We start from the raw sequence: 12,234 nt of genomic DNA, 5'->3' as shown, positions 1-12,234 counted from the left end.
AAAAAGAGCGGCAAAACCAGCAGGTAACGAAGAGTTATCCACACCGGAATAGATGTACTACGCTGTCTCGGGGTGGGTCAGATTTAGATGAAATCGGTGGGTTAAGACTCGGTGGAAATCAACAGAGCTGGCCATTGGTAGGCCTCTCGGCCTACTGTTCCTTCTTGATTTTGGTTCCGTTCATCATGCACGCCCGCAAAGCATTTCGCGGCAAACTGGATGGACGAATTAGGAGCATCGCATGGCATCACGCACCGTCGATAGTCCAACTCGCTCTGGCATCTGTCATGGGTATCGGCATCGTTAGAGATGACGCTGTCATCAAGGACTACGGCCCTGTCGTTTTGGGCGCGCTTGTCGCACTGTTTGTCGCCCGATTGCCGACCCTGCCCGTGCTTAAAGATAATGCGAACCGGGACAGCTATTGGCGAAGTGTACGCGTCTGCGTGGGCGATGGGTGGACCACCCTTGTTCTGGCGGCATTCAGCCTGGCCCTGCTTGCGATATACCCAATGGAAATCGGCGCACGACTGGGTAGCCTGTTTGTGCTGTACGCGGGCGTTCTCAGCTGGCTTGCCATCGTATCGTTCGCATGGTCATCGTTCCTGCTGGCCCGCAACCGGCTGCCCGTTGCTGGGCTGTGTCTCTTGGGAGTGGGATTGCTGGTTGTCATTGGTGTGCTGTTTGGCTCGTATGACGCTATCACTGCGGCCAAGACGCGCGCCGATGCCTCCAACGACGTTGGGAGCGGTGAATCGCCGCCACCAGTCGCTTCGACAGGTTCCATCGAGCAGGATTTCAATACTTGGGCGTCCATCGTCGAAAGTAGCGGCTCGCCTCGCAAGGTGGTCATCGTTCTGGCTGAAGGCGGTGGGATTCGAGCCGCCCAATGGACGAACGAGATGCTTTTCGAACTTAACGCGGGCGACTCGAACATCTTGCGCAACACATATGCCATCGTAGGCGTATCAGGGGGAGCACTGGGTGCTACCGGCTACCTCGCTAACCTCGCAGCTCTCTACGACTATCAACTTGGGCATGGCGGCGGCAGTAAGGTGCCCGGTGAACCAACGTTCGTCGCATTCAATAACACGCAGAGGGCACTTGCACAGGACCTGATGGCGCCGTGGCTTGCCCGCTTCATTACAGTCGGCGGAATTCAGGCCTTGCTGCCCCGAGATGCAGCTCCAAGTGCAGCTCTCCCAGCCCTCTGGAAGGCCAACCTCACGTGCGCTCACGAACAGTTTCCGTCATATCTCATTCCGGAATATCGTGAGGTCTGCATGCGTTTGCCGTCGCTCGTGAACGCCCCGATGCGCGCCTTTCCCAAAGTTGTCGGCAAGCGCGCTCTGCCCAGGCTAGTATATACGGCGACTCACATCGAAACCGGAGCACGAGTCGTCGAGTCGTCGGTGGATTTCGCTACGCATGATTTCCCGGGCGCCTTCGATGTAAATCGTGCCTTGGGTGGAAATATCTCGCTGCTGGACGCCACCTACTCAAGCGCACGATTCCCGGGTATCAGCCGCGCCGGTGCACTCGTCGATGCGGCGGGCAAGGTGCACGGACATGTGGTCGACGGCGGCTACCTCGACGGTTCGGGAGCCCTCACAGCGTCTGACATCGTCGACGCCATCAAACGTGCCAGTGACGGGAAAGTGATACCAATTGTGCTTGACCTCGACAACAGTCCCGATGACGACAAGGCATCGCAAGACATGCCCGACTCCATGCCGAGGGCCGGCGCAGCAATCCCCCAGACGTACGGGATGTTCAAGGGCATCAAGCAGGCCAACGGCGTACGCGATTTGGCCGCCGTTGCCTCCTTGCGACGTCAGGTCTGCGCATTGGGCGGAGGGCTCCTCACCCTGCAGGTGCCGCAAAAGGCTGGCCCTCTTGCGCTCGGATGGACCCTCTCCCAGCAAGCGTCGAACAGGCTCGAGAGTGCCGGGTTCAAAGTGGCGCAACCCGTTACTCATAAGGGTGCTCGTCCAGCAGGGTCGGAATCGCTTGAGAAGGCGTTCATACTGGCGCGCTCACGCTGCACATGAGACGTGAGAAATTGGACGTCCTCATCGAAATGCTGCAGGAAGCTGGTGAAATAGGGTGGCTCAACGACCGCCACTTTTTGGGCATTGCAGCTTTTGCTTTGGTGAGGAAGGAGCAATCTCCTATCCGGATTTCGCGGACGCATTGGCAGACCGCCCGGAAGTCGACCAAGTCGTAATAAGGCAGGCGGCATCAATGTAGGGAAGGTCTCGCGCCGAGGGTGTCGGGCCTTCCTTTCTGACGTGGGCCATAAAATGCCTGCAGCCAGCTGACAGCAAGGACAGAAAATGCCAGACGGGGTTGGAGCCATTTCGGCCGCGGTCATTGCAGCGAGCGGCACACTGCTTGTCGCCTATGCCAGCAACTTCCTGGCGGAGCAGTATCGTCGTCACCTGGACAGCACAAGCTGGGCGGCGGCACTCGCCGGGGAGCTTGAGTCGCACGCCAAGGCCTTCCCGCTCCTTAAAGACGGCTTTCGTGGAATGCTGCAGCTGATTGACGAAAATAAGGCCCTTCCCCTGTACAACATTCCAACGCCCACGGACCCGATTTTTGACAGCGCGCCAGCCAAGGTTGGCTCACTGGGCCCGGAACTCGCCGGCGAAGTGGCATACGCGTACGAACAGCTTCGTGCTTTCCGCATTGCACTTGCTGTCCTCACGGAGCACCACACCGCCATGGACGACGACCAGCGCAAGAGGCGACTCACCTACCTGCTTTCGGTCATTGAGAGCAATGAGCAACGCTTGTCGGCCCTGATACAAGGCCTCTACGCGTACGCCAACGTGCCTTTTGCGAGCACACCAGCGATGGGGTGGTGGCGCAAACTGCGACACATTGCAAAGCATCGCAATTGACTCACCCGTCGAGTCTTTGAGTGGCAACCTGATGGGACGCGTGCAAGCTCTATTGCGCGCGCTCCAACGCTATCGTTCGCGCCCGCCGTGGGCTGTCAATATATTTCAGGGCAACCGCGGCGACTGGCATCTCCAACTGCTCGACACAGCGCCGGACGACCTCCTCCTTCACAGCAAGTGCAGGGACAACGGCATTTCGAAAAGCGTCAACCTGCTGTCGAAGCCCCAGCTCGTGCACCAGATTATCAGCCGCCTCCAGTTGCGGTGCCTCCATAAGCATATGGTGGGCAAACAGCCAGTTCAACATCGTGTGGCGCCGCCTGTCATCCGGCGTCAATGGATTGACACGGATGTCCTCAAATACCCTGGTCATGACGCCGGCCCAGTAGTCTCGACGCTCGGGGAATCGCGCGACCTCATCAGGCACGATGACGAGATGCTCGAGGCCGTTATCCAGGATTGTGAGTGCCCCCTCCAATTCTGGGGTCCAGTCTGGGTAGTCGTCGTTCACCACAATTTGCGGCACACCGTCGACCAGAAACCGACGCAGATGGAGTAACTCGTGCATAACTGATGCGGGCTGGAAGAATTCCTCTTGGGGAAGCAGCAACGTCGCGCGACGTTCATCGACGTAGCTCGCGAGGGTGCCTCTACGAGCAGCATCGACCTCAACCTGAATGACGAAACCGCTCAGGCCCTCAATATCTTGCGCGAGAGCCTGGAGGTCAGCGGGGAGCTGCTGCCGGTAACGGTCGTCCATGAGACCAGATGTTCGCCATTCGTTTGACCATGCATTTTTGCAAGAGAGCCGCCCATAACGCAACAATGGACGGTGGCTTGACTGCTACAGCGAGCTGCCCCGATACTACTGCTACAGCCTGGTGAAAGCACGGTAGCACAAGGGTTTGCGGCCGATAGCGCCAGAATCCCTGATTCGCCACCAAATGCGAAAAGCCGCTGTTCCGAAAGGATCAGCGGCTTTTTTCATTGCATCATCCGGGCGGGCGCGGATTCGCGCGCCGCCTGTCCATCAGGCGTGCGTCCCGCGCGTTATGCCACCACCGCCCCGCGCTGCGCGTCCGGCACCTCCGCCCGCACCTTCCCCCGCCAGTTCTCCCCGCCCTCCAGCGCCGGCGTCGACTCGAACAGCTCCGCGATCCAGTCCGCGAACACGCGCACCTTCTGCGACAGATGCCGGTTGTGCGGATACACGATCGAGATCGGCTTGGGCTTCGGATTGCAGTCGGGCAGCACCTCGACCAGCGAGCCGTCGCGCAGGTGCGGCAGCACCATGAACAGCGTCGGCTGGATCATCCCGAATCCTTCGAGCCCGCACGTCACGTACGCATCCGAATCGTTGACGGTGACACTGCCGTTCATCCGCACTTCGACCGGCTTGCCCTCGATCATGAACACCCACGGAATCGCCCGTGCACCGTGGCTCGCGCGGAAATTCACTGCATGATGGTCGGCCAGGTCGGCGATCTCCTGCGGCTCGCCGTGGCGCGCGAGATAGTCGGGCGACGCGCAGGTCACGCGCTTGAGCATCCCGATCCGCCGCGCGACCATCGACGAATCCTCGAGCGGCCCGACCCGGATCATGCAGTCGATGCCCTCCTCGACCGGATCCACGTAACGGTCCGACAAGCCGAGGTCGAGCGTCATGTCCGGATAGCGCTGCCGGAAGATCGACAGCGCCGGCAACACGACGCGCCGCCCGAGCGAACTCGGCATGTGGACGCGCAGCACGCCGCTCGGCTTGCGGTTGCCGGTCTGGAAACTCGCGTCGGCTTCCGCGATCTCCGAGATGATCTTCATGCAATGCTCGTAATACGCGGCGCCCTCCGGCGTCAGCGACAGCCGGCGCGTCGTCCGGTGCATCAGACGCACGCCGAGCAGCGCCTCGAGATTCTGGATGATGGTCGTCACCGACGCGCGCGGCATCGCAAGCGTGTCGGCCGCACGAGTGAAGCTGTTCGCGTCGACCACGCGGGTGAAAACTTCCATTGCCTGAATGCGGTCCATGCTGCGCCCCCCTTCGAATCGCCAACGGAACAGAATAGAGCGCGCAACCCGCGCGGCACAAGCCCCCGCCTATTGTTTGCCGCTTTTGAATAGTCTCAGCGTTTCGGACTGGAAAGTGATGCGGATCCGTGCAGTTCCAGACGCGACGACCCCATCCCCGGTCGCCATGCGCGGCGCGCTCACCGCTCACCGCTCACCGCTCACCGCTCACCGCTCACCGCTCACCGGCACATTACCGCACGAACCGCTCGCGATAGCCCTGCGGCGACACGCCGAGCACGCGCACGAAACTGCGCCGCAGCGTCTCCTCCGAGCCGAAACCGCACCGCGTGGCGATCCGCTTGACGGGCCACGCGGTTTCGCCGAGCAGACGCTGCGCGGCCTCGACGCGAATCTGCTCGACCGCGCGCGCGGGCGTGCGGCCGGTGCCCGCGCGGTAGTGACGCACGAAGCTGCGCTCGCTCATGCTGACGCGCTCGGCAAGCGCCGGCACCGACAGGTCGGCCGTCAGGTGCTCGGCGATCCACGCATGGAGTTCGCCGAAGCGGTCGTCGGTACGTTGCATCGACAACATCGCGCTGAACTGCGCCTGCCCGCCCGGCCGCTTCAGGAACACGACGAGCTCGCGCGCGGCGTCGAGCGCGATCGCCCGCCCGAGATCCTCCTCGACCAGCGCGAGCGCGAGATCGATGCCGGCCGTCACGCCGGCCGACGTCCACAACGCCCCCTCGCGGATGAAGATCGGATCGGGCTCGACGCGCACGTTCGGATAGCGCGCCGCGAATTCGTCGCAGCGCGCCCAGTGCGTGACCGCACGCCGCCCGTCGAGCAGGCCGGCCTCGGCGAGCAGGAACGCGCCGGTGCAGACCGATGCGACACGTCGCGCGCGCTGCGCCTGCTGCCTCACCCAGCGCACCGTCCGCGCATCCCGCGAAGCGGCGTGCACGCCCTTGCCGCCGGCCACGATCACCGTATCGGGCCGCCCGGCCGAGCGCAGCGAATCGGCCATCACCACGAGGCCGGAGGACGTCTCGATCGGCCCCGCCTCGGCGGCAACGACACGCGGCGCATACGGCACGGGCTGCCCGCGCTCCTGCGCGAGTTCGTTGACGGATGCGAACACCTGCAGCGGCCCGGTCACGTCGAGCAACTGCGCACGGGGAAACGCGAGGACGATGATCGAGCGCGGAGCGGCAGACATGGCGATTGGCTGAAAACGTGGGTGATATGGCAATTTCGCCAAACACTACGCGCCTAGAATCGATCTGTCCATCGTGCGCCGGCCGTGGCGCATCCCCTTCCCTTCGGAGCGTTCGCATGACCCTGCATATCGGCCTTCTCGTGTTTCCCGGCGTCCAGCAACTCGATCTCACCGGCCCGCACGACGTGCTCGCGTCGTTGCCCGACGCGACCGTCCATCTGGTCTGGAAATCGCGCGACACCGTCACGTCGAGCAGCGGCCTCGCGCTCGCGCCGACCTGCACGTTCGACGATTGCCCGCCGCTCGACGTGATCTGCGTGCCCGGCGGGATCGGCATCAACGACCTGCTGCTCGATGCCGAAACGATCGCGTTCGTGCAGCAGCGCGCGGCCGCCGCGCGCTACGTGACGTCGGTCTGCACGGGTGCGCTGCTGCTCGGCGTGGCCGGCCTGCTGCACGGCCGCCGCGCGACGACGCACTGGGCATTTCATTCGCTGCTCGCGCCGCTCGGGGCGGTGCCCGTGCGCGAACGCGTGGTGCGCGACGGCAACCTGATCACCGGCGGCGGCGTGACGGCCGGCATCGACTTCGCGTTGACGATCGCCGCCGAACTCGTCGGCGACGAAGAGGCGCAGTCGATCCAGCTGGCGCTCGAATACGCGCCCGCGCCGCCGTTCGATGCGGGCTCGCCGGATACGGCGCCGGCGTCGGTACTGAAGCGCGTGACCGAGCGCTCGGCGGCAGGGCTGGAGAAGCGCAGGCAGACGATCGACGCGGCGTTGCGCGCGATGTCCCGCTGAAGACAAGCACACGAAAACCGAAGGGCGGGCGGGCCGCGCGGCCACGCAGCCTGCCCGACTCGGCAGCATTCGCATTGACCGACCGGACCTATCGATGAACATCATCCGGAGCACCGCATTCACCGCGCAACGCCCGTGGGGGGCGCTGGACATCGCGAACCTGAACGGCATCACGGTCCGCCTGCACTGGACCGATCGGCCGTACCGCTGGCATGTGAATGACGGCGAGGAGGTTTTCGCGGTGCTCGACGGCCGTGTCGAGATGCGCTACCGCGCAGCAGGTGTCGAGCACGCGACGGTGCTCGAGACGGGAGACGTCTTCCACGCGACGATCGGCACCGAACACGTCGCGCACCCGCTCGGCGAAGCGCGCATCCTCGTGATCGAGACCGAAGGCAGCGACTGACGACGGGGCGTCAGCCCGAGATGGTGCCCGTCCCCTGCGACGGGATCAGCTTCGGCTGCGGCGTGCACAGGCACTGGCACAGGTCGTGTTCGAGCGCGACGACCTTGCCCATCACGGTCATCGTCCGCTCGCCGCCGTCGGACACGATCACGCCCTGGGTCTTGCACGCGGCGCAGAACACCGGCGCGCCGAGATAGGCGAGTTCGCGGCCATCGAACGACGAATTGGCGATTCCGTCGAGCACGACACCGCCATGGTCGGTCGTGTCGCCCTTCAGGATGAATTTGCGGCTCATGCTTCGGCTCTCCCTCGGAAACGCCGCGCAGCGCGGCATCGGGCCGCGCGCGGGCAGTCGGTATCCGCCCGTCGGTCGCGGGCGTTTCGCGAGGATATCACCGCGCGGCCGATCGTCGAATGCACGTCGTTCAGCGCGGCGTTCACGGTGTCGTCGTACGCCGACACCATGTCATGCACGCCGAAGCACTTCATGGAGGCCGACTCGATACGCGAGCGAATGATCGCGATCGCGTGCGACTGGCTGATTCACTGCTTCGTCGAAGCCGTGCGCCGGCACGATCCCGCGAAGCGGCGATGGCGATGGCGATGGCGATGGCAACGCGCTCAGACGAACAGCGCGCCGCAAAGCGCGGCGCCGCACAGATACGTGCCGAGCGCGCCGATGAAACGCAGGGGATTCGGCCTGTCCATCGTCGGCCACGCGAGCAGTCCGATCACGAGCAGACAGCGGCACGCGGTTGCCGCGACGATCAACGAGACGATCGCGCGCGACGGGTCGTGTGCGCCGAAATAGAGAAACAGCACCGCGAGAAACGGCGCGTATTCGGCCGTGTTGCCGTGCGCGCGCACGATCTTGTGCAACCCGTCGGTCGGATCGGACGCACATCCGGAACCGGTGGTGTGCCGGAAGCGCGCAACGGACACGATCAGGCCGAGCCCGAACAGCAGCAACCCCAGGATCGTCGTGCAAACGAGCGCGACGGGATGGATCGACATGGCACCCCCGATGCATGCGGACATGCGCTGCACATCGGGCGATCGTACCTGCGGCCGGTGCACCCGGCTATCGCGGAAACCCGTAGCGTCTTCACACACCGGCAACGGATCCGGACAGGATCGGACCCGATTTGCCGTCGATACGGCAATGCACAAGACCGGTGCGTGAGCCGCCGGCGCCGCCACGCGCCGTCGTTCCCGGCGGCCAGGCGGTGCGCGCAAACGTTACGCCACGGCGACACGCGCCACCGCGTCGCACCGCCCATTGCCGCACGTCACAGGCATGTGCGTTGCGTCGACGCATCTCGGTAGTGAACCGCCCTTGGCAGCCCGCTGCGGAGGACTACACTAATCCTTAATGAGGTGCGGCCGGAGCCTGCGCCTTCAGGGAGACGCCGCCATGAATCGGCCGCTGAATCGCATCCTGCCGCGCGTGACCGGTAGTGCCTCGGTCTGGACGTGGATCAAGTGGTCCTTGCTGGCCGCGCTGGTGATCGCAATCGCGATCGTCGCGCGACTCGTGATGACCGAGATCGCGACATCGCGCCTGCAGGCGCACTACCTGTCCGAGCTCACCCGTGACGTCGGCTACACCGTCGAGGCCGGCGCAAGCGACCACATCCGCTTCCCCGCCAACGGGCCGTACGACCAGCGCCTCGGCTACGCGATGATTCCTGCGTTCCAGCAGCATCTGCTCGCGCGCGGCTTCGTCGTCGGCAAGCAGGCGCGCGATTCGCAACGAATGCTGTCGCTCGCCGATCACGGCCTGTTCCTGCCTTACGAAGAAAAAGACCAGGCCGGGCTGATGCTGTTCGACTCGACCGGCGCCCCGCTGTTCGCGACCGTGTTCCCGCAGCGCGTCTACGCCGACTTCGACACGGTGCCGCGCGTGATCGCGGATTCGTTGCTGTTCATCGAGGATCGCTACCTGCTCGACGCGAACCAGCCGAACCGCAATCCGGCGATCGACTGGGGACGCTTCAGCCGCGCGCTCGCCGACCAGGCGATGCACGTCGTCAACCATCATCAGGCGCGTCCCGGCGGCAGCACGCTCGCGACACAGATCGAGAAGTTCCGCCATTCGCCCGACGGCCGCACCGCGACGCCCCCGGAGAAGCTGCGGCAGATCGCGTCCGCGTCGGTCCTCGCATACCTGAACGGCCCGCAGACGATGCTCGCGCGGCGCGCGATCCTGGTGCGCTACCTGAACTCGGTGCCGCTCGCCGCGCGGCCGCACGTGGGTGAAATCACCGGCATCGGCGACGGTCTCGCCGCGTGGTACGGCCGCGACTTCAACGACGTCAACCGGATCCTGTCCGCGCCGACGACCGGCGACAACGTCGACGAACAGGGCAAGACGTTCCGCGAGGTGCTGTCGCTGATCATCGCGCAGCGCGCGCCGTCGTACTTCCTGAATCGCGGCTATCCGGCGCTGCAGAAGCTGACCGACAGCTACCTGCGGCTCCTGTCGACCGGCGGCGTGATCTCGCCCGCGCTGCGCGACGCGGCGCTCGCCGCGCAGATCGAGCGCAGCGCGCCGCCGGCCGCCGCGCACGTGCAGTCGTTCGTGTCGCGCAAGGCCGTGTCGTCCGCGCGCGCGTCGCTGCTGTCGGCACTCGGGATCAGCGACCTGTACCAGCTCGACCAGCTCGACCTCGAAGCCACCAGCACGCTCGACAACGGCGTGCAGCAGGCGGTCGCCGAACGGCTCGCGCGGGCGTCGACCCGCGACGGCGCGCAGGCCGCCGGCCTGTACGGCTTCGAGATGCTCGCGCCGAAGGACGACCCGTCGCACCTCACGTACAGCTTCACGCTGTACGAGCACCGCAACGGCGCGAACATGCTGCGCGTGCAGACCGACAGCGTGAACCAGCCGTTCGACGTAAACCGCGGCGGCCGCATCAACCTCGGCTCGACCGCGAAGCTGCGCACGCTGATCACCTACCTGCAGATCGTCTCCGACCTGCACGCGCGCTACGGCAACCTGTCGAACGCGCAACTCGCGAAGGTGAAGCCCGACCCGATCGACGGACTGTCGCGCTGGGCGCTCGATTACCTGTCGCATACGCGCGATCGCTCGCTGCAGGCGATGCTCGACGCGGCGGTCGAACGCAAGTACTCGGCGAGCCCCGACGTGTTCTACACGGGCGGCGGCGCGCAGGTGTTCTCGAACTTCGAGAAGTCGGACAACGGCCGCATCCTGACACTGCATGCGGCGTTCGAGCACTCGGTCAACCTCGTGTTCGTCCGGCTGATGCGCGACATCGTCCATTACGAGATGCTGCAGGCGGCCGGCCCGTCGTCGTCGTGGCTCGGCGATCCGGAGCAGCGCAAGCATTACCTCGAGCAGTTCGTCGACGGCGAAAGCAAGGTCTACGTGAAGCGCTACTACACGCGCTATGCGGGCAAGGCGCCCGACGACGCGCTCGCGCTGATGCTGCAGGACGTGCGCAAGTCGCCGCCGAAGATCGCGACGGTGCTGCGCAGCGTCGCGCCGAACGAATCGCTCGCGTGGTTCAGCGCGCGGATGCGCGCGCAGCTGAAGGGCACGCCGGCCGCGACGCTGTCGGACGACGATCTCGCCGCGCTCTACGCGAAGTACGCGATCGACCGGTTCAACCTCAACGATCGCGGCTATATCGCGAGCGTCCACCCGCTCGCGCTGTGGACGCTCAATTATCTGCGCGCCCACCCGAACGCGCCGCTCGGCGATGTTCAGCGCGACAGCCGCGATGCGCGCTTCTACACGTACTCGTGGCTGTACAAGACGCGCTACCACGCGACCCAGGACCGGCGCATTCGCCACATGGTCGAGCTGCGCGCGTACGGGGAGATCACGAAAGCGTGGCGTGCGCTCGGCTACCCGTTCGCGGAAGTCACGCCGTCATACGCGGCCGCGATCGGCGCATCGGGCGACCAGCCCGACGCGCTCGCGAAACTGATCGGCCTGATCGCGAACGGTGGCCAGAAGGCGCCGACCGAGACGATCACGCGCCTCGACTTCGCGAAGGGCACGCCGTACGAAACGCGCTTCGTGCGCGCGGCCGCGCAGCCGCAGCCGATGCTGTCGCCGGAGATCGTCGACGTGGCGCGCACGCTGCTGCGCGACGTCGTGCTCAACGGCACCGCGCGGCGTCTCGCGGGCGGCTTCACGCTGCCCGACGGCAAGACGCTCCAGGTGTACGGCAAGACCGGGACGGGCGACCAGCGCTTCAACGTCTACGCGCGCGGCGCGCGGCTGATCGAGTCGCGCAAGGTCAATCGCAGCGGCACGTTCGTGTTCGTGCTCGGCGGCCGCTTCTTCGGCGTGCTGACGGCGACCGCGCACGAGCCGTACGCGGCACGCTACGACTTCACGAGCGCAATGGCCGTCCAGCTGCTGAAGTCGATGGCGCCGGCGCTCGCGCCGCTGATCGAGCGTCCCGTCACGGCGGGCCCGGCGCCGCAGGCGGAAACGCCGGCGCCGCAGGCCGCGCCGGTCGAGCCGTCCTGACGACGGCCCGTGCGCTCACGCGACGACGCGCCGCTCAGTGCGAGCGGCCGTCGTAGTGCGTGACCGGCAGCGCGTCGATATCGACATCCTCGAGGCATCGCACGTTGATCGCGGCCATCGCGGTGCCGTCCGGATGGGTCCCCTCGCCGAACGTATGAATCCCGCAGCGCTTGCAGAAGCGATGGCGGATCACGTGCTTGTTGAACGTATAGGTCGCGAGATGTTCGTCGGGCGTGAGGAGCTTCATGTGATCGCGCGGCACGAACCACATCAGCGCGCCCTTGCGCCGGCAGATCGAGCAGTTGCAGGCCATCACGCCCTGCAGGTCGCCTTCCACCTCGAACTTCACGTCGCCGCAGTGACAGCTTCCACGATAAAGCATGGTCGTC

11 protein-coding genes are annotated in these 12,234 nt (G+C 65.1%); 5 read left to right on the top strand and 6 right to left on the bottom strand.

Annotated elements, in window-relative coordinates:
• Together HWX25_RS23080 and HWX25_RS23075 are read left to right on the top strand one after the other, a co-directional pair.
• A partial coding sequence (locus HWX25_RS23080; protein ID WP_244138789.1) for a hypothetical protein occupies positions 1–2,051 on the top strand: 2,051 nt, incomplete at its 5' end.
• A 285-nt stretch (positions 2,052–2,336) separates the two neighbouring features.
• Complete coding sequence (locus HWX25_RS23075) at positions 2,337–2,906, top strand: hypothetical protein (protein ID WP_175910700.1); 570 nt, start codon at positions 2,337–2,339, stop codon at positions 2,904–2,906.
• A 49-nt stretch (positions 2,907–2,955) separates the two neighbouring features.
• Here HWX25_RS23075 and HWX25_RS23070 read toward each other — a convergent pair whose 3' ends face one another.
• From HWX25_RS23070 to HWX25_RS23060, 3 genes are all read right to left on the bottom strand, one after another.
• Positions 2,956–3,666 (bottom strand): hypothetical protein, encoded by a 711-nt coding sequence (locus tag HWX25_RS23070; RefSeq protein ID WP_175910698.1) that lies wholly within the window; start codon positions 3,664–3,666, stop codon positions 2,956–2,958.
• Positions 3,667–3,956: 290 nt separating this feature from the next.
• Positions 3,957–4,931, bottom strand: coding sequence for a LysR family transcriptional regulator (locus HWX25_RS23065; RefSeq protein WP_059690628.1), 975 nt, complete (start codon positions 4,929–4,931; stop codon positions 3,957–3,959).
• A 232-nt stretch (positions 4,932–5,163) separates the two neighbouring features.
• Positions 5,164–6,132: a GlxA family transcriptional regulator gene (locus HWX25_RS23060; protein ID WP_175910697.1), complete on the bottom strand. Its 969-nt coding sequence runs from the start codon at positions 6,130–6,132 to the stop codon at positions 5,164–5,166.
• Between the two features lie 116 nt (positions 6,133–6,248).
• Between HWX25_RS23060 and HWX25_RS23055 the strand changes: the two genes are divergently transcribed.
• Entirely contained in the window at positions 6,249–6,932 is a 684-nt protein-coding gene (locus HWX25_RS23055; protein WP_175910695.1) for a DJ-1/PfpI family protein, read from the top strand.
• A 94-nt stretch (positions 6,933–7,026) separates the two neighbouring features.
• A complete protein-coding gene (locus HWX25_RS23050) occupies positions 7,027–7,338 on the top strand; it encodes a cupin (RefSeq protein WP_059528060.1) in 312 nt (103 codons plus the stop codon).
• Between the two features lie 10 nt (positions 7,339–7,348).
• Here HWX25_RS23050 and HWX25_RS23045 read toward each other — a convergent pair whose 3' ends face one another.
• Both HWX25_RS23045 and HWX25_RS23040 read right to left on the bottom strand, forming a co-directional pair.
• The gene (locus HWX25_RS23045) at positions 7,349–7,633 is read right to left on the bottom strand and encodes a PAAR domain-containing protein (RefSeq protein ID WP_011657840.1); all 285 of its coding nucleotides are present in this window, start codon (positions 7,631–7,633) and stop codon (positions 7,349–7,351) included.
• A gap of 326 nt (positions 7,634–7,959) precedes the next feature.
• Positions 7,960–8,352, bottom strand: a complete 393-nt coding sequence (locus HWX25_RS23040; protein WP_175910692.1) for an MAPEG family protein — start codon at positions 8,350–8,352, stop codon at positions 7,960–7,962.
• A gap of 400 nt (positions 8,353–8,752) precedes the next feature.
• Here HWX25_RS23040 and HWX25_RS23035 point away from each other — a divergent pair, with 400 nt between their 5' ends.
• Positions 8,753–11,845 carry a biosynthetic peptidoglycan transglycosylase gene (locus tag HWX25_RS23035; RefSeq protein WP_175910690.1) on the top strand — a complete coding sequence of 1,031 codons (3,093 nt, stop codon included), beginning with the start codon at positions 8,753–8,755 and terminating at the stop codon, positions 11,843–11,845.
• Positions 11,846–11,879: 34 nt separating this feature from the next.
• Here HWX25_RS23035 and HWX25_RS23030 read toward each other — a convergent pair whose 3' ends face one another.
• Positions 11,880–12,227 (bottom strand): GFA family protein, encoded by a 348-nt coding sequence (locus HWX25_RS23030; RefSeq protein WP_175910688.1) that lies wholly within the window; start codon positions 12,225–12,227, stop codon positions 11,880–11,882.
• Between the last annotated feature and the right edge of the window lie 7 nt (positions 12,228–12,234).

This window comes from Burkholderia sp. BCC1640 (assembly GCF_902833125.1).
Lineage (GTDB): Bacteria > Pseudomonadota > Gammaproteobacteria > Burkholderiales > Burkholderiaceae > Burkholderia > Burkholderia diffusa.
This window is presented reverse-complemented; position numbering and strand designations above follow the sequence as displayed.

What these genes read in the sequence shown, in the direction of transcription:
- HWX25_RS23045 (WP_011657840.1), bottom strand. Translation starts at nt 7,633, where the DNA reads ATGAGCCGCAAATTCATCCTGAAGGGCGACACGACCGACCATGGCGGT.
- HWX25_RS23030 (WP_175910688.1), bottom strand. Translation starts at nt 12,227, where the DNA reads ATGCTTTATCGTGGAAGCTGTCACTGCGGCGACGTGAAGTTCGAGGTG.
- HWX25_RS23055 (WP_175910695.1), top strand. Translation starts at nt 6,249, where the DNA reads ATGACCCTGCATATCGGCCTTCTCGTGTTTCCCGGCGTCCAGCAACTC.
- HWX25_RS23040 (WP_175910692.1), bottom strand. Translation starts at nt 8,352, where the DNA reads ATGTCGATCCATCCCGTCGCGCTCGTTTGCACGACGATCCTGGGGTTG.
- HWX25_RS23075 (WP_175910700.1), top strand. Translation starts at nt 2,337, where the DNA reads ATGCCAGACGGGGTTGGAGCCATTTCGGCCGCGGTCATTGCAGCGAGC.
- HWX25_RS23060 (WP_175910697.1), bottom strand. Translation starts at nt 6,132, where the DNA reads ATGTCTGCCGCTCCGCGCTCGATCATCGTCCTCGCGTTTCCCCGTGCG.
- HWX25_RS23050 (WP_059528060.1), top strand. Translation starts at nt 7,027, where the DNA reads ATGAACATCATCCGGAGCACCGCATTCACCGCGCAACGCCCGTGGGGG.
- HWX25_RS23035 (WP_175910690.1), top strand. Translation starts at nt 8,753, where the DNA reads ATGAATCGGCCGCTGAATCGCATCCTGCCGCGCGTGACCGGTAGTGCC.
- HWX25_RS23070 (WP_175910698.1), bottom strand. Translation starts at nt 3,666, where the DNA reads ATGGACGACCGTTACCGGCAGCAGCTCCCCGCTGACCTCCAGGCTCTC.
- HWX25_RS23065 (WP_059690628.1), bottom strand. Translation starts at nt 4,931, where the DNA reads ATGGACCGCATTCAGGCAATGGAAGTTTTCACCCGCGTGGTCGACGCG.